Origin of the sequence: Pseudomonas salmasensis, assembly GCF_014268375.2 — a bacterium.
In the GTDB taxonomy this organism is placed as follows: domain Bacteria; phylum Pseudomonadota; class Gammaproteobacteria; order Pseudomonadales; family Pseudomonadaceae; genus Aquipseudomonas; species Aquipseudomonas salmasensis.
Window position 1 is genome coordinate 3,475,417 of record NZ_CP077083.1, and the last position, 22,210, is coordinate 3,497,626.

Here is a 22,210-nt window from a genome sequence, read left to right on the forward strand (position 1 = left end):
TAAGGAAAAATCACGTAGCGAGCCAAACTCTGGAGAGGGATTTACTTAGGGTAAAGTCAGACGATTCCGTGAGTTTCGTCGTATAAATCTGATGTACCTACGGCGCCCGATGCCGTGCACCGGGCGCGTATTACTTGCCACTAACGTTCCAAGCACAGTCGTCCAATGGCTGTTGTGGCTAGGGAGCAAGCTCCCTCGCCACAGGTAAGCTATTTATCGCCTCCAGCGCGCCTTTTCCTATTGACCGTTCCTCGGCCAATTACGCCCCTTGCAGACGGCTGGCGCGCACCTAGGTATAGTGCCGCCCCTCTTCGCGTCTGCGGCCGTCGGTAACGAGGCCCGGGTACACCGCGAAAGCGCATGAATAACAACACCCGCAAAAGGATGGGGATCGAGCGTCGTGCACTGCCTGGTGCCGAGCGATGCGTCGGACCGTCCTGCGTTTGCCATCAGAAAAATCAGCGAGGAACACTCCATGCTCGAAGTCATCAACGACTTCCTCTCAGGGAAAGTACTGATCGTGCTCATAGTCGGGCTCGGCGGTTATTTCACGATCCGCTCGCGTTTCGTGCAATTGCGTCACTTTTTCCACATGTTCTCGGTGTTTAAAGACAGCCTCAAGAGCAGCGCCGGCCAACTCAGCTCGTTCCAGGCACTGATGCTCAGCCTGGCGGGCCGCGTGGGTGCCGGTAACATCGCCGGTGTCGGCATTGCCGTGACGTTGGGTGGCCCGGGCGCCGTGTTCTGGATGTGGGTCACCGCGCTGGTGGGCATGTCGTCGAGCTTTATCGAGTGCTCCCTCGGCCAGCTATACAAGCGCACCGACGCTGAAGGCACCTACCGTGGTGGCCCGGCGTATTACATCCAGCACGGCCTGCACAAGCGCTGGCTGGGGATGGTCATGGCGTTCCTGCTGCTGGTGACCTTCGGCTTTGCCTTCAACGGCCTGCAAGCCCACGCTGTGACCCACTCGCTGAACAACGCCTTTGGCCTCGACACCACCTACACCGGCCTTGCGCTGGCGGTGTTGCTGGGCCTGGTGTTCATCGGCGGGATCAAGCGTATCGCCTCGATCGCCGACCTGCTGGTGCCGGTCAAGACCCTGGTCTACATCGCCGTGACCCTGTACGTGATCGTGCTGCAATTCGATCACGTACCGGCCATGCTCGCGACCATCGTCAAGAGCGCCTTCGGCCTCGACCAAGCCTTCGGTGGCTTGGTGGGCAGCGCGATCATCATGGGTGTGAAGCGCGGCGTGTTCGCCAACGAAGCAGGCCTGGGCAGTGCGCCTAACGTGGCGGCAGTGGCATCGGTAGAACACCCGATCGCCCAGGGCGTGGTGCAAGCGTTCAGCGTGTTCCTCGATACGTTCGTGATCTGCACCTGTACTGCATTGCTGATCCTGCTGTCCGGCTTCTACACCCCGGGCTTTGAAGGCGACGGCATTGCCCTGACCCAGAACTCCCTGGCGGCGGTAGTGGGTGACTGGGGCCGCATGTTCATCTCGGTAGCCCTGGCGTTGTTCGTGTTCACCTCGATCATGTACAACTACTACCTGGGCGAGAGCAACCTGCGCTTTCTGGTCGGTAACAATCGCAAGGTGCTGATGGGTTATCGCGCCCTGGTGCTGGTGCTGATTTTCTGGGGTTCCATCGAGAACCTGAGCACGGTGTTCGCCTTCGCCGACATCACCATGACCATGCTCGCGTTCGTCAACCTGTTCGCCCTGGCGTTCCTGTTCAAGATTGCCATGCGCATCCTCAACGACTACGACAGCCAGCGCGCGGCAGGTATCAAGACCCCGGTGTTCGATTCCAGCCAGTTCCCCGACCTGGACCTGGACCGCAAGGCCTGGCCGGCCAACCCGGTGAAAACCGAGGCGGCCCCGGCAGCAGAACTGAGCGCTCAAGCGCAACGTTAATCACAGCCAGATGACACGCCGCCCGGCCTTGGGCATGCTCTGGGCCCGGCGGCGTTTTTCGTTCAGGAGATTTTCGATGCAATCAGCTAATAACGTGATGGTGCTCTATACCGGCGGCACCATTGGCATGCAGGCCAGCGCCAACGGCCTGGCGCCCGCGTCTGGTTTTGAAGTGCGTATGCGCGAACAGTTTGCCGACGCAGACCTGCCCGCGTGGCGCTTCCAGGAAATGTCACCACTGATCGACAGCGCCAACATGAACCCTGCCTACTGGCAACGCCTGCGCAGCGCCGTGGTCGAGGCGGTAGACGCCGGCTGCGACGCCGTGCTGATCCTGCACGGCACCGACACCCTGGCCTACAGCGCGGCGGCCATGAGCTTCCAACTGCTGGGCCTGCCGGTGCCGGTGGTGTTCACCGGCTCGATGCTGCCAGCCGGTGTGCCCGACAGCGATGCCTGGGAAAACGTCAGCGGTGCGTTGACGGCCTTGGGCGAGGGGTTGAAGCCGGGTGTGCACCTGTACTTCCACGGCGCGTTGATGGCGCCGACCCGCTGCGCAAAGATTCGCAGTTTTGGGCGCAACCCGTTCGCAGCCTTGCAACGCCAGGACGACTTCGCCCGCGCCCAAACCCTGCCGTCGGCGCTGGATTACCGTCAGCCCAAAGCCTTGGCGAACGTCGGCGTATTGCCGCTGATACCCGGTTTCGAGGCTGCGCAGCTGGACGCAATCATCGGCAGCGGCATTCAAGGCTTGGTGCTGGAGTGCTTCGGCAGCGGCACCGGGCCGAGCGATAACCCGCAATTCCTCGCCAGCTTGCAGCGTGCGCAGGATCAAGGTGTGGTGGTGGTCGCCATCACTCAGTGCCATGAAGGCGGTGTGGAGCTGGATGTCTACGAGGCCGGCAGCCGCTTGCGGGGCGCCGGCGTGTTGTCCGGCGGAGGGATGACCCGCGAAGCCGCGTTCGGCAAGTTGCACGCCTTACTGGGTGCCGGCCTTGCCGTGGAGCAAGTGCGACGCCTGGTAGAGCTGGACCTGCATACCCAGCCAGCTTGAACACCCAAGACAGCCCTACATAAGCACTGCAACTCCCTGCTTGCCGATACCTAACATGGAAAACCCGAGCCTGCGCTCGGCTTTTCCATTGATCGGCAAGACAGGGATGCCCGCATGACGACCTCCAGTTCCACACCCTCGCAGCAAACGCCTCCAGACACTGAAACACACAAACTGGCCACTCAACTGTCCGTCGGACCTTCGTTCCGGGAAGCGGCTCGCGAACTGCTGCGCCAGTCTTTGCTGGAGAAATACCCCGACCTGGACATCGACCCGGCCATGACTCTGATGGGCACTCCCACCTGGGAGCTCATCAATGACCAGACCGTGCCAGGGCCAACACGTTATGAAACCTTGAGCAGCATCCTGGCCCGGCAGGCCATCCTCAAAGTGCCGACGCTGTGCGTCGAGGGCAATCACTTCCTGACCTTGAAGCCTGTGACCGACCCCCCGCTTCATTTGCCCGTGCGTATTGTGGAAGTCGCCAACCTGATCAACACCCTGGCGCCGGTGGTCTACCGGGCCTTTCAGGAACAACTGGTGACGTTCTGGAACCAGAGCAACGGTAACGGTCCTCGCTGGCACACACTTACCCAGAGCCTGCGCGGGGCGTGGAATGTGCAGCACGTCGATGCTTGGACCGACGAAGACTGCACGATGGCCCGCACGCTGTTCCATGCACCCACCCGCTCCGCTCGCCAAGACAATAACCCTTATGGCAGCCGTGCTTATCTGATTGAGGCCGACCTGGTCAAAGGTTCCAAGACGCAGCACACCGAACAAGTGTTCATGACCGTGCTGGAGGGTAAGTTCGAAGACAAGACCCTGATCCTCTGTTACTCACCCTTCAAGGGATACGAGAAATACGACACCTACCAACAGCTAGGCGATTCGCTGAAGGATCACCTGGAGCAACCCGAGGCCGTTGATCGCCTGGAGTGGCGCCTCTACGAACCCGACGGCAATTTTTTCGAGCACGCAGCCTGCAAGCTGATCGCCCTGCAGCTTGAGACCGTGGAAAGCCTCAAAACCAGGGATGACAAACAGCCCAGCACCCAACGGTCGCCCCTGCTCACACTCCCGGCGCCTGCCGAAAAAGCCGTTGCCAAGGGCCCGGGGCCGGGCTGGTATCAAACCCTGCTGCCAGACTGGCTGACCGATGCCTCTGCCAGCGATCAATCACTCTATGCCCGCCACCTCAAGGACTTGGCCGCGCTCAATAGCCTGAATGCCGGCAAGACCTACGAGGACGGTATTCCCAGCATTCATCAATTTGCCTTGGACCAGTTGAAAACCGAGCTGCTCAAGGACCACCCGACCCTGCAACACCTGAAGCTCGACAAGCTGAAAATCCAGGTCAAGAGCCTGGTGGTGTGGGGCCTTTTCACCGTGCCAGGGCAGTACGAAACTACCACGTTCAGCCTTGCCGAACTGGCCCTGCAAAACCTGATTGCACTGCCCACCGGTAATAAAACGTTGCTGAGCGACGTCGGCCATTCCATACCGAATCAGATAACCGTGGCTTACCTTGAGACACTGATCAGCCGCTGTAATATCGGTGCCACCTACCCGAAACTGATCCGCAGCAAACTGCTGGATGACCCGGCTGAGGCCTCACGTCGCAAAAAACTGTACCGCGATCACCTGCGAGTCCAGCTGCCGATGTTGGCCTTGCAGCACAAGATTCGCCGCATTGGCGGGCTTGACGAGCGCGGCTACCGCTACGTCGTGGCTGTGATGCAGGACGAAAGCGGCGACCATTACGTCGACGGCAAAGCCATCGTGATGCGACGCCTGAGCTTCAACCCCAAGCGCCGGCTCATCAACAGCAACGATGATGTCACCAACATGTACATCATCGGCCCAGAAAATGCGCAAGACGGCCCTTGCGTGCTGTACCGCCCGTTGTTTGAACCCGCGTTGCTGCAATATCCATCACCGGCGAACTTACTGTATGCCATCAGCCAGTCGCGCACGCTGCGTGACTCGGTGGTGACCTGGCTGCCGGACGCGGTGCGTCACCACTACACCAATTATGTCTTTACCAGCCATTGGCCTTCGCCATGGCTTGTCGCCGAGTTCCTGGTGAACCCCAGCGATCTATGGACCTATAGCGGCCCCGTGAGTCTTGGTGAGCAGGTGCTCAATGGGGATAGGTTCAAGACACTGTTCGATAGCAATGCCAATGCGCTGGTTGAACTGGCGGACCGCCAGTCGGTATCGAATGCCGAACGCCGCTGGGACACGTTGAAGCAAGCCGGTTGGGTGCTCTTCAATGCGGCCCTGCCCTTTATGGGGCGCGTGGCAAGCACTAGCGCATGGATCTGGCAAATCGTCGAACAGCTGGATACCTTTGCCCAGGCCCATGAGGAAGGCGATAAACCCGCACAATGGTCGGCGCTGACCGACGTGCTGCTTAACCTGGGCATGGCGATCACCTTGCACAGCGCCCAGCGCAGCAGACCCAAGTTCGAACCGGCCAGGATCGAGCCCACCAAGGTCAAGACGACCGAGCTTGCGCCTGAAACGCCAGGCCCTTCCAGCACGATAAGCTTCACCGTCGAGCAACTGCCTGAGCGCACCTCTCTGGCCCCGCCTCCCGAGCTCGAGATCGCGCTGAACACGAGCGGCGCAATCAACCGCACGCCAACGCTGGAAACCTTGATGCTTGAAGGTTTTAAAACAGAAAAACCCGCTGACCTCGGCGCCGTCATAGACCAGCCGGCCGCTGACCGATACCTGTATCAGTGGGGGGAGCAGCACTACGCTCCCGTCGGCGAAAATTGGTTCATGGTGAAAGTGGACGAAGATAAAAACATCGTTGTCATTGACCCCAACCAGACCAACCGCATCGGGCCCATACTGATTCACAACGCCCAGGGCCAATGGTCCGTCGACCACCGCATACGCCTGCGTAAACCCAGCACCGATCGGTTGAAAAATACCGCCAAGGACCTGGCGATCGCCGAAGCCGACGCATCGCGCATGAAATTGAAAGCGTTTGAAAACGCGAAGAAAACCCAGCAGAACCTGCTGCAAGAAACCCGCAAAGCAATGGACGAGGCCCCCAGTACCAGTGCCCAAGCCAAACGCCAGGCCTACCTGGACACGCTCAATCACCAATCACAAGACTACGAAAAAGCACGACAACACCTGATGACCATGGCCGTGTTCACCTCGGAGCCTGAATTCCAGATAAAAGCCATTGGTTACCTACAGGCCCAACTGGAACTCAATGAAGCCGGGGTAAACGAAGAGCTCATCACTTTTGCGCCAAAACTCTCGCCCGTCCTGGACCAGCTCCCAACCCATGCACCGTCACCTCATACCAGCGATATCGCCGACCACCAACAAGTCGTCGAGATGAGCGACAGCATGATCAAGCGCCTGGATTACGCTCAATCACGCTTCACCGAACTGCGCAAATTCGGCCCGGCCGGATTCGACGTGATCAAAGAGCGCCAGCGCAAACTGCCCAGCTATACGAGCGACGACCTCAGGGCCCTGCAGGTGACGTTGGCACGTCACTTGTGCCTGGCCCCTGAATCCCTCACAACCGAACCCCAGGCCTGGGAGTTGCTCAACGACACGCTCGACAGCGCCGACGTTGCAGTACAGACCCTGCGTGACACCCTGGATGAGCGAAGCGAATATCGCCTGGACGAGCGTATTGACGCCTTGAGCAACCTGGTGGAGCAATTCAAGTTCATCGATGAGCGCTTGCAGGACCTTTCTCAAGAGTTCTCCGAGCAGATCCAGGCCCAACCCTTGAAACGCCTGAGCCAATCCCTGCAAGGGTTCGCCAATCGCGCCAAGGCGGCACTTGTCCCGCTGCACGAGGAGCAGAACCTGAAGCGCATCAAGCCCACCCCTCCTCCTACGCCGCCCAGGCCGCTGAAGAGGTTTATCCAGACACGCTACAACGGCGTGCTGATTGGCGAACCCCGCTTGGACCCGATAGGGACCGTATCAAAGTTCGTTGATATCAAGTCCCCGATAACCGGCCAGGTCCTGGCCACCTTTCATGAGAAGACTCCGGGGATGTGGGTCGAGCACATCGAAACACCCCCGCCACAGGCAACATCTACAGCGCTCACGCTCCACGACGCTACCAGCGCGGGCGAGAAATTACTCGCCCAATTGCCGAAGTTTCAAGAGCGCGCCAACCAACAAGCTGACGATCCCTCGCGCACGGCCATCGGCATCGAGCATATGTTTCACCAGCACGCCTGGTTGCTCGAACGCAGCAAGCAAGATATCGAAGAGGCATTGATCAAAGCCAAAGTCACGGCGCAAACCAAGCAATCCAGTGCAGACCTGCGCAAAAGGCTCAAGGCTGCCACACAAGCACTTTACGCACGGGCCACTGAAACCGTGGCGAAGCTCATCAAGCGACAGCCACCGACCATTGCCCATGTCGATTGGCTCATTAACCACCGCGAAATTGCGATCAAAAAGATCATGACCCGCCAGCCCCTCAAGGGCGCCACTTGGAGCTATCAAGATGAGTATGCGGTCATTGATCTGTCTACCAGCAAACCTCTCTGGTATGCGCATTTCCACTACTCGAGCGCCCACGCTTCACTCAATAGATTTCTCTACGCACGGCTCAAAACCCCAGCAGAACAACAGCTCAAAGAGGTAGCTGACACGCTCACCGGCTTGAACGCAGCGCAACAGCTCGACTACTACCGCAGTTCCATCAACCTGACTCAAGCCCAGCGCTTGTTTTTCCCGCCAGAGGTCTATTGACGGCGCACTCGCGCAACGGCACATAACTTGCTCCAGCCTGACAAACCCAGGCTGGACTCGATCATGCTGCATTCACACCTGACCACCCTCAATGCGGTCTCGCTGATACTGGAGACGTTCAAGCCCGACGGCATCTGCAGCCAGACCCTGCTGGCTGGCAGTGGCATCGCCAGTGCCGACCTGAGCCGCGCCGACACGCGCATTACCACCCATCAGGAAATGCGCGTGTGTGCCAACGCCGTGGCGTTGCGCCGAGACATCGGCCTGGAACTGGGCCGGCGCATGCATGTGTCGTCCTACGGCATGCTCGGTTATGCACTGCTCACCAGTGCCACCTTCGGTGACGCTTTGCGCTTGGCTTTGAGCTATCCGGCGCTGTTGGGAACACTTTTCGAACTGAAGCTGGAGGACGACGATCAACGCATCTGGTTCAGTGCCAGCGACTATCGCGAAGACCCAGCCCTGCGCGCCTTCAATGTCGAGTTCTGCCTGCTCTCGCTGAAAGTCATCTGCGACGACCTGCTCGGCCAGCCGTTGCCATTGCTCGGCGCACGCTTTGAATACCCCGCGCCCGACTATCGAGCACGCTACGCCGAACGCTTCGACTGCCCGCTGCAATTTGGCGCCGCCACTAATGCCTTTGCCTTCGACCGTGACTGGCTCGATCAGCCCCTGCCGCTGGCCGACGCCGTCACCCACTGCGCCATGGTGGAGCGCTGCCGCCGGCAGAATGCCGAGTTCACCGGTCGCCAGGCCTGGCTGGGGCGCGTGCGCCTGTTACTGGCCGCGCAATTGAATGCCGCTCCGGGCCTGGAGGGGTTGGCGGGGCAAATGAACTGTTCGGCACGCACCTTGCGCCGGCATTTGCATGATCTGGGGTGCAGCTATCAGGAGTTGCTCGACGAGCTACGCTTCGAACGCGCCAAGCAGTTACTGGGGGAAGATGAACTGCCGATCTACCGCATCGCCGAGCAACTGGGCTTCAGCGAGACCGCCAGCTTCAGGCATGCGTTCGTGCGCTGGAGCGGTGTGGCGCCGAGTCAGTTCAGGCCTTAGCAAGGGGCGAATAGCGGACAGACACATTGGCCATATCGATCCCCTTTTGGCCGCTCCTGCCGTTCTCCAAACCCCGGCGCCTGGCAACACTGCATGGCATACCCCCTGAGCCTTCGGAGAATAACAACATGCTGACGATCTACTCGGACGATCATCATTTGCACCATGGCCGTTGTGAGCTGATGGACGGGCAACTGATGCCCTGCTTCGAAATGCCCTCACGCGCCGACCACGTGCTGCAACGGGTCAAGGAGCGTGAATTGGGCGTCGTGCAGGCCCCGCAGGATTTCGGCCTGGCGCCGCTGCAACGTATCCACAGCCGCGACTACCTGGACTTCTTCAAAGGCGCCTGGCAGCGCTGGACCGAATACGGCCAGGACGGCGACCTGCTGCCCTACACCTGGCCTGCGCGCACGTTGCGCCGCGTGCTGCCCACCAGCCTGCACGGCCAGTTGGGCTATTACAGTTTCGACGGGGGCGCGCCGATCACCGCCGGCACCTGGCAAGCGGCTTACAGCGCGGCGCAAGTGGCCCTTACGGCGCAGGCCGCCATCGCGCAAGGCGCCCACAGCGCCTTCGCCCTGTGCCGCCCACCGGGGCATCACGCCGCCAGCGACTTGATGGGCGGTTATTGCTACCTCAACAACGCGGCCATCGCGGCCCAGGCGTTTCTTGATCAGGGCTGCAAAAAGGTCGCGATCCTCGACGTGGACTACCACCACGGCAACGGCACCCAGTCGATTTTTTACGCGCGCAGCGACGTGCTGTTCACCTCGATTCACGGCCATCCGGAGGCGGAGTTTCCGTTCTTCCTCGGCTATGACGATGAGCAGGGCGAGGGCGAAGGGGTTGGTTTCAACTTCAACTATCCGTTGCCGGCCGGCTCCGGCTGGCAGGCCTGGAGCGCCGCGCTGGAACAGGCCTGCGCCGAGATCGAGCGCTACGCCGCCGACATCATCGTGGTGTCCCTGGGCGTGGACACTTTCAAGGACGACCCTATCTCGCAGTTCAAGCTCGACAGCCCGGATTACCTGGCCATGGGCGCACGCATCGCCCGCCTGGGCAAACCCACGCTGTTCGTGATGGAAGGCGGCTACGCGGTGGAAGAAATCGGCATCAATGCCGTCAACGTGCTGGAAGGTTTCGAGGAAGCAGCCCAATGAACATGCTCAAGTCGCTCGCCCTGTGCGCCGTGGTTGTCAGCGGCGCAGCCCAGGCCGAAGAAAAAACCCTGAAGGTCTACAACTGGTTCGACTACATCACGCCCAAGGCACTGGAAGACTTCAAGGCCCAGCAACCGTCGATCAAGCTGGTGTACGACATCTTCGACACCAACGAAGCCCTGGAAGCCAAATTGCTCACCGGCAACTCCGGCTATGACGTGGTGGTGCCGTCCAACGTGTTCCTGGCCAAGCAGATCGAAGCCGGCGTGTTCCAGCCCCTGGACCGCAGCCAATTGCCCAACTGGAACCACCTCGATCCCAAGCTGATGAAGCTGATCGAGGCCAACGACCCCGGCAATCAATACGCCGTGCCCTACATGTACGGCACCATCCTGATCGGCTTCAACCCGGCCAAGGTCAAGGCAGCCCTGGGTGACAACGCGCCGGTGGACAGCTGGGACCTGATCTTCAAGGAAGAGAACATCAGCAAGCTCAAGCAATGTGGCGTCGCCCTGCTGGACTCGCCCTCGGAGATCCTGCCCCTGGCCTTGCAGCACCTGGGCCTGGACCCCAACAGCAGCAACCCCAAGGACTACGACAAGGCCGAAGCGCTGCTGATGAAGATTCGCCCATCCATCACCTACTTTCATTCCTCCAAATACATGGCCGATATGGCCAACGGTGATATCTGCGTGGCGGTGGGCTACTCCGGCAGTTTTTCCCAAGCCGCCAACCGTGCCAAGGAAGCCAAGAATGGCGTGACCGTGGACATGCGCCTGCCCAAGGAAGGCGCGCCGATCTGGTTCGACATGCTCGCCATTCCCAAAGGCGCTAAAAACCCGGGCGACGCCTACACCTTCATCAACTACCTGCTGCAACCCAACGTGATCGCGCCGATCAGCGACTTTGTCGGTTACCCCAACCCCAACAAGGACGCCAGCGGGTTGGTCGACCCGGCCATTCGCAACAACCCCAACCTGTACCCGACCGACGCGGCCATGGCCACGCTCTACACCCTCAAGCCCCTGGACAGCAAAGCCGAACGCGCCAGGACGCGGGCCTGGACCAAGATCAAATCCGGGAAGTAACGCACCGGTTCTCTGGTTGGTCGTTTTTCTTTAATACGAGGGCCGCTTGCGCCCTCGCCACCCTTGCAGCACTGAGTGGTTGCGCCTCGACGTATCTACCGCCCTCACCGCCATGGCGCTCGCTACCTTGCCCATTCCTGAAGCCCGTCCGGGCCATCGAATGCAGAGGAGCTGCGCATGCCCAATGACATCGCCAATAACCACCGCCCACCGACGACCTATGAACTACTCACCCAACTGACCACTGGCCCCACCACCCGTGAAGTGGCCGCCACCACACTGCGCTCGGCGCTCAAAGAGCTGTATCCCACGCTGAATATCGACCCCAACCTGGCTGTGGTGGTCAGCCCTCGATGGGAGGTGGTCGGCGAGGCTGTCGAGCGCGCGCCAGCGCTTGTCGAATCGCTCACGTCGGTGCTCGCGCGTCAGGCGCTGTCCAGCGACAGAGTCACCTACATTGACGGCCAGCACTTCCTGACGCTGCAGCCAGATGCTACGGCGCCTATCCACCTGGCCGTGAAAATCGACGCCATCGCACGCCTGATCAATGAGTTGTCCGACCTGCTATTCACCGCGTTCCAAGAGCAGCAACTGGACTTCTGGAGCGCATCCAACGGCGCCGCCGGCCCGCGCTGGCAGTCCTTCTCCAATGCCCTGCGCAAAGTATGGAACGTCACCGAAGAGCAAGGCCTGGATGAACACGAATGCGCCATGGCGCGCACGGTGTTTCAGGAACCCGACCGGGCCAGGCGTTCACGCAAAGACCCTTACAACAGCCATGCGTACCTGGTTGATGTGGATATCCTGACAGGTGGCCAATCCACGCATGTGAGCTTTCTGGACGTCACCGTGTTAGTGGGCCAATACCAGAAGCGCCAAATGGTCCTCACCTACTCATTGGTCAGCGGGTATGAGACGTTCGAGTCTTTGGCCGCGTTCGGTGCCTCCTTACCCGCGCGGCTAGCGGCGCCAGAGCAAGACACCACCTTGCAATGGCGCCTGTATGAGCCCGATGGCAACTTCTTCGATGCCCTGGCCTGCATCCTGATCTCGCTGCAAATACAGGTGATTGGCAGTCTGGGCGAAACTGATGTGCGGGAACAGCCACGCGCTCCCGCCGTGGTGCGCATCGCGCCCAGCATTGAAGAGATGAGCGATCATCAACTGTCGAGTATCCGCGACATTCACCAACAACTTCCCGACTGGCTGGCGTCGGCATCAGACTCCGATACCGCCGCCTACAGCCGCTACCTGATCGACCTGGCCCACCTGCACACCCACTACCACGGCGAGACGTTCCAGGACGGCATTCCAACCATTCGTGACTATGCACGAACCCAGTTGCAAAGCCGCATCCGCGCCCCGCAAAAGAACGCGCACCTGAACCTGGACAAGGTCGAGATCGTCATCGAGAGCCCGGTCCTGTGGGGTACTTTTATCGTCCCCGATGCCGTGGACATTACCCGGCGCAGCCTGATCGACCTGGCCCTGGAGAACCTCACCGGCCTGCCCACCGGCAATACCACGGTGCACTACAACGGCAAGGACAACGGCGTACCTGCCTGGCTGACCTACGGCTACCTGAAAGACGTGATCGAGGACATCGATATTGGCCAGTACTACCCTGCCCTGGTCAAACAGAAACTCCTCGATGACCCGTTGCAATCCAGCCACCGGCAGCAGCTCTACACCAGCCACTTGCAGGTGCAATTGCCGCTGCTGGCCCTGCAGATGAAGATTCGCCAACAGGGCGGTATCGATGAACGGGGTTACCGCTATGTCGCCGCCGTGATGCGTACCGAGGAACATGAGCGTCAGGTAGACGGGCAGCCTATCGTCATCCGCTGCCTGGCGTTCGTGCCCACCCTGCGCCCAGGCCATGAACAGGATGGGGTCGCCAATATGTTCGTGATCGGCCCACGACAGTCCGACGCCGGCCCCTGCGTGCTCTATCGGCCTCTGCTGGAACCGGCGCTGCTGCAATTTGCGTCGCGGCAAAACCTGCTGTACGCCATCAAACATGAACGATCGTTGCGCGAATCGGTTTTGGCCTGGCTGCCCGAGGCACAGCGGTTCAATTACGCCCAATACGTGTTCCCCGACACCTTGCCGTCGCCTTGGACGGTGGTGCGTGCGCTGGTCGAGCCACTGACCGTGTTGTACATGAGCGGCCCCATCACGCTGACCGATGAAGAAAGGGGCAATGACACCCTGGCCACGCTGTTCAAGGCCAATGCCAATGCCCTGGTCGAATTGGCGACCCGCCAATCGGTGTCCAACGTGCAGAAGCGCTGGGCGACCTTTCGGCATGCTGGCTGGCAGATATTCAATGCTGCGCTGCCGTTCATGGGCCGCACCCTTGGCGTCGCCGCCTGGATCTGGCAAATCATGGACGACCTGCAAGCCGCCGAGGAAGCCGTGAGCAGGGACGACTCGCCCGCGTCCTGGACAGCGCTGGTGGACGTATTCCTCAACCTGGGCATGGCGCTGACCCTGCACATCGCCCTGCGCCACCCTCGTCCACTGGAGCATTGGAAGGCTTCAAAGCTTGAGACTCAGCCCGAGTCAACGGCCCTCGAAACGATAGATAAGCCTACGGTGGCCAAGGCAATATTCAGCGCAGATCAACAAGCCAATATTCCCGACAGCCAAGTACCCGCCAAGCATCAAGGCCCCGTGCACATCAGCGGTGCCCTGAGTCATAGCCGCCTGGGCCTGGCCAGGACACTCGACAGCTTCAACGTCACCAAACCTGAAGCACTGGGCGAACAAAACAAAACCCCCGGCCGCCACCTGAATCTCTATGCGCTTGCAGACAAGTGGTATGCGCCGGTGGGCGAGCGTTGGTTTGAGGTGAGGGTGGACGACAACGACAGCGTCATCATCATCGACCCGAAGGCCCCCTCGCGTACCGGCCCGCCCCTGATCGGCAACCTGGCGGGCCAGTGGTTTGTAGATGTTCGGCTGCGCCTGCGCGGTGGTGGTCTTCGAAACCGTCGGCGGGCAGTCAAGGTCGATCAGCCTGCGCGCATTTCGGCGCTCAAGATTTCGCTCAACGCCTTCGATGCGGTCGCCGCCAGCAAACAATTGGACGTGCTTGAATCAAAGCCCGCGCTGGACGCCGCTGCCGGCCCTTCCACCGACCAGCAGCGCAGTGCGTTCCTCGGTAAAGTCGATGGTCGGCTGGCCGAATACGACGAGGCGATCGGCCAGTTGAAGTCCTTGAGCATCATCGACACGGTGCCCACCTACCAGAGCAACATGAGCGGCTACCTGAAACAACAAGTGCAATTGACCCAGATTGCCTTGGAACAGCAACTGGTGAGCTACAAGGAGGCGTTGCTGTCTTCGTCGCCAGTCCTTGAAGCCGAGGCAGATATTAACTATCAGGACCAGGCACAAAGCGCACAGAACCTGTCCACTCTGAACAGGGGCATCATCGAGCGCCTGGCGTTCATCAACGAGCGTTTCAGCGATCTCAAAGCCCTGGGAGATGAAGGCGCGACCGTCATTCGAAAAACCCTAGAGACATTGCCCACATTCACTCTCATTGAGCTCAAGGCGCTGGATATCAGCTTGGGCCGCTACCTGTGTATCGATGAAGCGCAAAGCCAGATCCCAGCCACACTGCGCGAGCGGATGGGCCAGATCGTCGATACGGCCGAACTCAACGTCGAAAGTTTCGTGGAGATTGTGGAACGGGGCAACGGCGCGTCGCTGGATGAACGTATTGACGTCCTCAACAGCCTGGTTGAGCAATTCTCCAGTGCCGATCAGTGCCTGCTGGACCTGCACGCCGATTACCCGCAGCACCTGCTCAAAGCGCGCCTGGAGAGCTTTCGCCAGCGCATTGGCGAGTTCAGCCAGCGAGCCGTCCGCGACCTGGCTAACCTTCTGCGCGAGAGAAAAGCCCTGGAGCCAAAACCCGGCAGCTCAAAGGCAGAGCCGCCGCCACGGCGCAAAGTCATCAAGACACGCCATCACGGCCTGGTGATGGGCGAACCGCGTGAAACCGACAGCAGCCTGGTCGACATCAAGGCCGGCATGACCGGCAAAGTGATCGCCACGTTCCATGAGAAGGCGCCCGGCGTATGGGTCAAACGGCAGAAAATCTCGTCACAGCCACCCGCACCTGTTTCCGTGGACCTGGACACCAGCATCAACGCCGGGCAAACGTTGTTGGATGGAGAACAGACTGAAATCCGCAAAAACGAAGGCCTTTCCAGAAAGCCCTGGCATGCACCGCAGGACATTCAAGATATGTTCAATGCCTATGCCAGGCGGCTTGAGAGCGCATCCAACGACATCGAAGAAGCCCTGACTCGACGTAACCTTACCGAGAGCGATCACGCTTCCGCCGCCTCGACCAACCGCCAGCTCAACGAAGCAGCGCAACGGTTTTATCGGCTCGGCAAAAAAAACTACCTGGAGATGATCAAACATCAAGCCCCCACCGCCGAGCGCGTGGAGTGGCTGCATAGCCAAGGCTTGATCCGCATCGTCAAGGTTGTCAGCCGTCGCGCACTCAAGGGGCCCAACAAGGACTATCTGGACGAGTACGAGATTCGCGATAAAGAGAGCGGCAGGGTGTTGTGGTACGCGCACTTTCACTATGCGACGAAGGATGCCGCCCTTGAGGATTTCACCGCAGACCACCTCAAGACCCGCGAACAAAAAGGGCTTGGGGGTTCCCATCAACGCACTGGCCCCAATGACTGGGACATCATCGAGATTCACCGGCGCAAGATCGGCGATCAATTGGCCAAGTCGCTGTTCTTTGAAAGCTGACCACCGTTTATGCCAGCCATGCCTGACGTAATCGCGCCAGCGCCTGCGCGATGTCGTTTTCGGGCACTGCGGCAAACCCCATCACCAGGCCGGCACGCTGGTCAGGTGGCGGGCTGCTGCCTGCCAGCCAATAACTGCTCAGGCCGTTGATTTCGATGCCGGCGGCATGGGCCTGAGCGAGCAACACCTGTTCACGCGCCTGGCTGTCCACCCGCACCGTCATATGCAGCCCGGCCGCAACGCTGGGCAAGGGCCCGACGCCGGGCAAGCCATCGGGCCAACCGGCCAACAACGCATTGCGTCGGCTCAATGCAGCGCGGCGCATGCGGCGAATGTGGCGCTGGAAATGCCCCGCCGCCATGAACTCGGCCATCACCGCCTGGGTACTGACTTCGGAATGACGCACGTCCACCGCGCGGCGTCGGGTGAAGGCTTGCACCAGGCCCGGGGGCAACACCAGATAACCCAGGCGCAACGCCGGGAACGCCACCTTGCCGAAGGTGCCGACGTACAGCACGCGGCCATTGCGGTCCAGCGCGGCCAACGGTGACAGCGGCGCGCCGCTGTAGCGGTACTCGCCGTCGTAATCGTCCTCTACGATCCAACCACCTGAACGTTCGGCCCAGGCCAGCAATTGCAGGCGCCGCGCCAGGCTCATCACCACGCCCAACGGGTACTGATGGGAAGGCGTGACATACGCCACGCGACAATCATTGAGGGTACTGAGTACTTGGCAATCCATGCCCTCGCCGTCCACCGGTACGCCATGCAGTCGCCCGCCGGCCAAAGCGAATGCATGACCGGCCGCGCGGTAACCGGGGTTTTCCACCGCCACGCCGTCCCCAGGCTCTACCAGCAACTGTGCACAAAGGCTGATGGCCTGCTGTGCGCCGCTGGTGATCACAATTTGTTCAGCCGTGCACTGCATGCCGCGCGAGCTGCGCAGGTACGCGGCGATCAAACCGCGCAGGCGGCCATCACCGGCCGGGTCGCCATAGCACAGCTGTTCCAGGTCGGGTTTGCGCCAGAACGCCCCATTCAGCTTGGCCCATACCTCAAATGGGAACAGATCAAAGGCCGGCACACCCACGCGAAACGCCCGAGGCGGCCCCACAGGCGGCTGGGGCAAGTGATGGTCTTTTACCCGCGCCAACCCGGTACTGTGGATAACTTCATCGTCCAAATCTTCCGGTAAATTTGCCCATTTTGTGGATAACCCTGGGGATAAGCCTGTTGACAACCCTGTGGATACTTTTGTGGATAGTTTTTTGGGCATCGGCAATTGGGCAACATAGGTGCCATCACCCACCCGGCTCTCGATAAACCCTTCGGCATACAACTGGTCGTAGGCGCGCACCACGCTGTTGCGGGAAATCGACAAGGCCGCTGCCAAATCTCGGGTTGCGGGCAACCGCGTGCCGCTGACCAATCGCCCATCCAGCACCCGCTGGCGCAGGGCCTCATAGAGTTGGCGCGTGAGGCCCTGGCGGCGGTCCAGCTCTATGCCGGCAGGGTTGAAGGACAACGGCGGCGAAAGGGGCGGCATATTGGACCTATGAAAATAGCGCTAGATGGCTCTTACAACGAACCAATAGCCTGCCTAGGATGCAGGCATTCGCCAAGGAAAATATCCATGTACACACCCCGCGCCTTTGCTCTCGATGACTTGCCCGAAATCCAGCAACTGATCCAGCACACTCGCTTGGCGCAGTTGGTCACCCTGGGTGAAAACGGCCTGCAAGCCAGCCACCTGCCCTTGCTGCTCAACCCCGATGAAGGCCCCAACGGCACGCTGTACGGCCACTTGGCCAAGGCCAACCCGCAATGGCGCGAGCTGCAAAATGGCGGTGAGGCGCTGGTGATCTTCGCCGGTGCCGAGGCCTATATCAGCCCGGCGTTTTATCCCGCCAAGGCCGAGCACGGCAAAGTGGTGCCGACCTGGAACTACATCGCCGTGCACGCCTATGGCACGCCTGAGGTGTTCAGCGACGCCGAGCGCTTGCTCAAAGTGGTCACCGCCCTCACCGACCGCCATGAAAGCAGCCGCGCCCAACCCTGGCGTGTCAGCGACGCACCGGCGGACTACATTGACGGCATGCTCAAGGCCATCGTCGGCTTCGCGCTGCCGATCGAGCGCGTGGTGGGCAAACGCAAACTCAGCCAGAACCGCAGCGCGGCCGACATGGCCGGTGTGCGTGACGGCCTGGCCGCCAGTGCCGATGTACGCGACCAGACCCTCGCCCGTTTTATTCCCCAAGGAGGTTCAGAATGAGCCCGATCGACATTCGCCAGGTTACAGCGGCTGACCACGCCGCCTGGTTGCCGCTGTGGCAGGCCTACTTGAAGTTCTATAACACCGAACTGCCGGACGCCGTCAGCCAAAGCACCTGGCAACGCCTGATCGACGCCAGCGAGCCGACCCATTCGGCACTGGCCTGGCAGGACGGCAAGGCGGTGGGCATGGTCAACTTCATCTACCATCGCTCCAACTGGAGCATCGAGAACTCCTGCTACCTGCAGGACTTGCTGGTGGACCCGGCCCAACGTGGCACCGGCGTGGGTCGCCAATTGATTGAATTCGTCTACGCCACCGCCAAGGCCGATGGCTGCTGCAAGGTGCACTGGTTGACCCATGAGACCAACGCCACGGCGATCCAGCTCTATGAGCGCATCGCCGAACGCCCAGGCTTCATTCAATTTCGCAAAGGTCTTTAAGGAGCACAGCATGATCAATTCCCTCGGTGATTGGAAAGGCGTCCCGGCGCCGACTGCGCACCTGCTTGAAGGGCGTTTTATCCACCTGGAAAAGCTCGACCCGGCGCGCCATGCCGACCAACTGTGGCAAGCCCTCGAAGGCCCGGGGGCCGACCCGAAGCTGTGGGATTATTTGCCCTATGGCCCGTTCCCCGAGCGCAGTGCCTTCGATGCCTGGTTGAACAACCACGCCGCCCACAGCGACCCGTATTTTTTCAGCGTGATCGACCGTGCCACGGGCCAGGTCCAGGGCATCCTCAGCCTGATGTCCATCGTCCCGGCGCAAGGGCGTATCGAAATCGGCCACGTCACCTTCGGCGCACCGATGCAGCGCTCGCCGAAAAGTACTGAAGCGGTGTACCTGCTGGCCAAGTATGCGTTCGAGCAGGGCTACCGTCGGTTGGAGTGGAAGTGCAACAACGGCAACGCGCGGTCCAAGTACGCAGCCGAGCGCTTGGGGTTCAGTTTTGAAGGGGTGTTCCGCCAACATATGGTGGTCAAGGGGCAGAACCGCGATACGGCGTGGTATTCGATCCTGGATTCGGAGTGGCCGAAGGTAGGCGCTGGGTTTGAGGCGTGGTTGTCGGAGACGAACCAGAGTGGTTCGGGCCAGTTGAAGACACTCACAGAGTGTCGCAATTAACACTCAACTCTGTAGGAGCGAGCTTGCTCGCGAAAAACGTCAACGATAACGCGTGCTGCCTGAATAAACGCGGCGCCTATGAGTTTTTCGCGAGCAAGCTCGCTCCTACAAAAAAGCCTTAACTCACATCTGTAGGAGCGAGCTTGCTCGCGAGAAACGCCAACGATAACGCGTGCTTGCTGAATGAACGCGGCGCCTGTGAGTTTTTCGCGAGCAAGCTCGCTCCTACCTAGGCAAGCCAGCTCCCACAGTTTTGACTAGCGCCGAATCAATCGGCCAGGCGCTGGGCCAGCACCGCGATATGCTCCGGCCCGATGCCGCAGCAACCGCCCAAATGGCTGGCGCCGCGTGCCTGCCAATCTGCCGCCCAGTGCAGGTAACCCGGCGGGTCGAGGTCGTCGCGCAGCGGGTCCAGGCCGTCGTTGGCCGTGGCTTCCTTGGGTTGCGGTGGGAAGGCGTTGGCGTAGGCGCCGATCTGAATCGCTACACCCAATCGTTCGAAGGTTGCCCGCGCCGCATCAATGGCCGCGCCGATCACTTCCGGCTGGCTGCAGTTGAACAGCAATACCTGCACGCCCAGTTGCGCCGCCGCCTCGGCCGCATCCGCCACCGGTTCGCCGGAGCGCAGGCGCGGCACCTCGTCGGTGTCTTCGTCTTTCAAGGTAAACGACAGCCAGAACGGCTTGCCATCCTTAGGCAACCCGGCATGGATTGCCCGTGCTTCAGCGATCGAGCTCTGGGTTTCCGCCAGCCACAGATCGACATGCGGCGCCAGGCCGTTCACCAAGGGGGTGAGCAACTCACTGACGCGCTCGGCCTGGAACAGATCTGGGCGATAAGAGCCAAACAGCGGCGGCAGTGAGCCGGCTACCTGCACGGCTTTACCGGAGGCCTGCACCGCCCGTCGCGCCAACTCACCGGCCAGGGCGGCGAGCGCCTGCCCTTCTTGGGCAAACCGCGCTTCGCCAATGTGGAACGGCACTACCGCGTAACTGTTGCTGGTGATCACATTGGCACCACTATCGATGTAGGCCGCGTGCACCGCCTCCACCGCTTGCGGCGCTTCGCTCAAGGCCAGTGCCGACCATTCCGGCTGACGGAACGGCGCGCCACGGCGTTGCAGTTCACGGCCCATGCCACCATCGAGAATTACTGTGCTTACTGCGCCCATATGCTTTTTACTCATATGCTTATGAAAATAACTCACTATGAGAGTCGTTCTTATAACTATTTAATGCGTACCGTTCGGTTAATAACAACCTCTTTTTTATTCAGGTGTTCGATTTTGAAATTCAGACCGCTGTTGGCCCTGGGCCTGACGATGTTGGCTGCTTCAACCCAAGCCTTTGGCGGTGCCACGCTGGATCGTGTCGAGCAGAAGAAAGAGCTGGTTGGCGTGCTGATGGAAAGCTATCCGCCGTTTTCATTTCTCAATGACCAGAACCAGCTCGACGGTTTCGACGTGGACGTGGCCAAAGCCGTGGCGCAAAAACTGGGCGTGAAGTTGCGCCTGGAAACCCCGTCCTGGGACGTGATCGCCGCCGGCCGCTGGAGCGGGCGCTACGACATTTGCATTTGCTCCATGACCCCAAGCAAGGCACGCGCCGAGGTGTTCGACTTCCCGGTGGAGTACTACGCCTCGCCGGCCGTGATCGTGGTCAATGCCAAGGACGATCGCATCCACGAAGCGCGGGACCTTAGCGGCAAGAAAGTCGGCCTCACCAGCGCCTCGAGCTACGAAAGCTACCTGAACAAGAACCTGGTGATCGAAGGCGCCGAAGACACGCAGTTGCAGTACCCGTTCGAGGAGGTGCAGATCGCCCCGTACGATACCGACAATGTGGCATTCCAAGATCTGGGCCTGGGCGCTGGCGTGCGCCTGGACGCGATCCTCACCAACCTGGTCACCGCGCAGCCGCGCCTGAGCCAGGACAAGCGTTTCAAGCTCGCCGGTGCGCCGCTGTACTCGGAGCCCAACTCGGTGGCCATCGAGAAAGGCGACCCGCAGTGGGACAGCAAAGTGCGTGAGGTCTTCGCCCAGCTCAAGCAGGACGGTACCTTGAGCGCGCTGTCGCAAAAATGGATCGGCGCCGATATCAGCCGATGAGTTTTCGCCTACGGCTTTACCTGACCTGGGCGGCGCTGTTCACGCTGTTTGCGAGTTTCTTCCTGAGCTTTGACCTGAAGTTCTCGATCATCCTCGACAAGCTGCCCAACCTGGTCGGCCTGCACCTTGCGCCCAACGGCTTCCTGCAAGGTGCGGCGCTGACGCTGTTCTTGTGCCTGTGCGCCATCGTCGCCTCATCGGTGCTGGGCTTTATCACCGCATTGGGGCGCCTGTCCAAAAGTGCCGTGGCGTTCGGCATTGCCAGTTTCTACGCCTCGTTCTTTCGCGGCACGCCGCTGCTGATCCAGATCCTGTTGATCTATCTGGGCCTGCCGCAATTGGGGCTGGTGCCAGGCGCCATCGTCGCCGGGATCATCGCGTTGTCACTGAATTACGGCGCCTACCTGAGCGAGATTTTCCGGGCCGGCATCCTCGGCGTGCCCCATGGTCAACGCGAGGCTGCGCTGGCCCTGGGCATGCGCGACAGGGCGATCTTCTGGCACGTGACCTTGCCCCAGGCCATGCGCACCATCATCCCGCCGGCCACCAACCAGTTCATCTCGATGCTCAAGGACTCCTCCCTGATCTCGGTGATGGGCGTGTGGGAAGTGATGTTTCTGGCACAGTCCTATGGCCGCTCAAGCTACCGCTATATCGAGATGCTCACGACGGCGGCGATCATTTACTGGGTGATGTCCCTGGGGCTGGAATTGATCCAGGCGCGCATGGAGCGGCATTTCGGCAAGGGCTACGTGCGGCGCGGTTGACGTGCAGAATGTGCAATATATTGCAGCGCTCAGGCTGAATAGGCTCAAGGATCTGCAATAGATTGCATATTCATTGTCGTCATCTTTTCGACACATTCCTGCAACTCCCCTCCGCTA

The 22,210-nt window shown here is 60.5% G+C and carries 14 protein-coding genes; 12 read left to right on the forward strand and 2 right to left on the reverse strand.

Features of this window, described 5'->3' with window-relative positions; translation table 11 throughout:
* Positions 1 to 475: 475 nt before the first annotated feature.
* The 7 genes from HU731_RS15690 to HU731_RS15720 all read left to right on the forward strand — a co-directional run bounded on the left by HU731_RS15690 (position 476) and on the right by HU731_RS15720 (position 15,822).
* The gene (locus HU731_RS15690; protein WP_125970865.1) at positions 476 to 1,921 is read left to right on the forward strand and encodes an alanine/glycine:cation symporter family protein; all 1,446 of its coding nucleotides are present in this window, start codon (positions 476 to 478) and stop codon (positions 1,919 to 1,921) included.
* A 76-nt stretch (positions 1,922 to 1,997) separates the two neighbouring features.
* On the forward strand, positions 1,998 to 2,975 hold the full coding sequence (locus tag HU731_RS15695; protein ID WP_186609447.1) for an asparaginase: 978 nt from the start codon (positions 1,998 to 2,000) through the stop codon (positions 2,973 to 2,975).
* A 114-nt stretch (positions 2,976 to 3,089) separates the two neighbouring features.
* The gene (locus HU731_RS15700) at positions 3,090 to 7,727 is read left to right on the forward strand and encodes a hypothetical protein (RefSeq protein WP_186609448.1); all 4,638 of its coding nucleotides are present in this window, start codon (positions 3,090 to 3,092) and stop codon (positions 7,725 to 7,727) included.
* A 63-nt stretch (positions 7,728 to 7,790) separates the two neighbouring features.
* Entirely contained in the window at positions 7,791 to 8,783 is a 993-nt protein-coding gene (locus HU731_RS15705; protein WP_186609451.1) for an AraC family transcriptional regulator, read from the forward strand.
* 128 nt (positions 8,784 to 8,911) lie between these two features.
* Positions 8,912 to 9,946, forward strand: coding sequence for a histone deacetylase family protein (locus HU731_RS15710; RefSeq protein WP_186609452.1), 1,035 nt, complete (start codon positions 8,912 to 8,914; stop codon positions 9,944 to 9,946).
* On the forward strand, positions 9,943 to 11,034 hold the full coding sequence (locus HU731_RS15715; protein WP_186609453.1) for a polyamine ABC transporter substrate-binding protein: 1,092 nt from the start codon (positions 9,943 to 9,945) through the stop codon (positions 11,032 to 11,034). The genes HU731_RS15710 and HU731_RS15715 overlap by 4 nt, the downstream gene beginning before the upstream one ends.
* A gap of 177 nt (positions 11,035 to 11,211) precedes the next feature.
* Positions 11,212 to 15,822 carry a dermonecrotic toxin domain-containing protein gene (locus HU731_RS15720; RefSeq protein WP_186609454.1) on the forward strand — a complete coding sequence of 1,537 codons (4,611 nt, stop codon included), beginning with the start codon at positions 11,212 to 11,214 and terminating at the stop codon, positions 15,820 to 15,822.
* Between the two features lie 7 nt (positions 15,823 to 15,829).
* Here the strand turns inward: HU731_RS15720 and pdxR are convergent, their stop codons facing one another.
* Positions 15,830 to 17,368: a MocR-like pyridoxine biosynthesis transcription factor PdxR gene (gene pdxR / locus HU731_RS15725; protein WP_186609455.1), complete on the reverse strand. Its 1,539-nt coding sequence runs from the start codon at positions 17,366 to 17,368 to the stop codon at positions 15,830 to 15,832.
* 87 nt (positions 17,369 to 17,455) lie between these two features.
* Between pdxR and HU731_RS15730 the strand changes: the two genes are divergently transcribed.
* The 3 genes from HU731_RS15730 to HU731_RS15740 are packed head-to-tail and all read left to right on the forward strand — an operon-like array spanning position 17,456 to position 19,219.
* Positions 17,456 to 18,094 carry an FMN-binding negative transcriptional regulator gene (locus HU731_RS15730; protein WP_186609457.1) on the forward strand — a complete coding sequence of 213 codons (639 nt, stop codon included), beginning with the start codon at positions 17,456 to 17,458 and terminating at the stop codon, positions 18,092 to 18,094.
* The gene (locus HU731_RS15735; protein ID WP_186609459.1) at positions 18,091 to 18,537 is read left to right on the forward strand and encodes a GNAT family N-acetyltransferase; all 447 of its coding nucleotides are present in this window, start codon (positions 18,091 to 18,093) and stop codon (positions 18,535 to 18,537) included. Before HU731_RS15730 ends, HU731_RS15735 begins: the two co-directional genes overlap by 4 nt.
* Before the next feature lie 10 nt (positions 18,538 to 18,547).
* Positions 18,548 to 19,219, forward strand: a complete 672-nt coding sequence (locus HU731_RS15740) for a GNAT family N-acetyltransferase (protein ID WP_186609461.1) — start codon at positions 18,548 to 18,550, stop codon at positions 19,217 to 19,219.
* Between the two features lie 268 nt (positions 19,220 to 19,487).
* On the opposite strand, the gene HU731_RS15745 is transcribed toward HU731_RS15740, so the two are convergent.
* Positions 19,488 to 20,390 carry a homocysteine S-methyltransferase family protein gene (locus tag HU731_RS15745; protein WP_032894439.1) on the reverse strand — a complete coding sequence of 301 codons (903 nt, stop codon included), beginning with the start codon at positions 20,388 to 20,390 and terminating at the stop codon, positions 19,488 to 19,490.
* A gap of 114 nt (positions 20,391 to 20,504) precedes the next feature.
* On the opposite strand from HU731_RS15745, the gene HU731_RS15750 reads away from it, so the two are divergent.
* Positions 20,505 to 21,326, forward strand: a complete 822-nt coding sequence (locus HU731_RS15750) for an ABC transporter substrate-binding protein (RefSeq protein ID WP_034134100.1) — start codon at positions 20,505 to 20,507, stop codon at positions 21,324 to 21,326.
* Positions 21,323 to 22,093 (forward strand): amino acid ABC transporter permease, encoded by a 771-nt coding sequence (locus HU731_RS15755; protein WP_186609579.1) that lies wholly within the window; start codon positions 21,323 to 21,325, stop codon positions 22,091 to 22,093. The genes HU731_RS15750 and HU731_RS15755 overlap by 4 nt, the downstream gene beginning before the upstream one ends.
* Positions 22,094 to 22,210: the final 117 nt, after the last annotated feature.

Bases quoted from the DNA above. Each gene is read 5' to 3' on its own strand.
- HU731_RS15690 (WP_125970865.1), top strand. From the start codon at position 476: ATGCTCGAAGTCATCAACGACTTCCTCTCAGGGAAAGTACTGATCGTG.
- HU731_RS15720 (WP_186609454.1), top strand. From the start codon at position 11,212: ATGCCCAATGACATCGCCAATAACCACCGCCCACCGACGACCTATGAA.
- HU731_RS15695 (WP_186609447.1), top strand. From the start codon at position 1,998: ATGCAATCAGCTAATAACGTGATGGTGCTCTATACCGGCGGCACCATT.
- HU731_RS15705 (WP_186609451.1), top strand. From the start codon at position 7,791: ATGCTGCATTCACACCTGACCACCCTCAATGCGGTCTCGCTGATACTG.
- HU731_RS15710 (WP_186609452.1), top strand. From the start codon at position 8,912: ATGCTGACGATCTACTCGGACGATCATCATTTGCACCATGGCCGTTGT.
- HU731_RS15715 (WP_186609453.1), top strand. From the start codon at position 9,943: ATGAACATGCTCAAGTCGCTCGCCCTGTGCGCCGTGGTTGTCAGCGGC.
- HU731_RS15755 (WP_186609579.1), top strand. From the start codon at position 21,323: ATGAGTTTTCGCCTACGGCTTTACCTGACCTGGGCGGCGCTGTTCACG.
- pdxR (WP_186609455.1), bottom strand. From the start codon at position 17,368: ATGCCGCCCCTTTCGCCGCCGTTGTCCTTCAACCCTGCCGGCATAGAG.
- HU731_RS15730 (WP_186609457.1), top strand. From the start codon at position 17,456: ATGTACACACCCCGCGCCTTTGCTCTCGATGACTTGCCCGAAATCCAG.
- HU731_RS15700 (WP_186609448.1), top strand. From the start codon at position 3,090: ATGACGACCTCCAGTTCCACACCCTCGCAGCAAACGCCTCCAGACACT.
- HU731_RS15745 (WP_032894439.1), bottom strand. From the start codon at position 20,390: ATGGGCGCAGTAAGCACAGTAATTCTCGATGGTGGCATGGGCCGTGAA.
- HU731_RS15735 (WP_186609459.1), top strand. From the start codon at position 18,091: ATGAGCCCGATCGACATTCGCCAGGTTACAGCGGCTGACCACGCCGCC.
- HU731_RS15740 (WP_186609461.1), top strand. From the start codon at position 18,548: ATGATCAATTCCCTCGGTGATTGGAAAGGCGTCCCGGCGCCGACTGCG.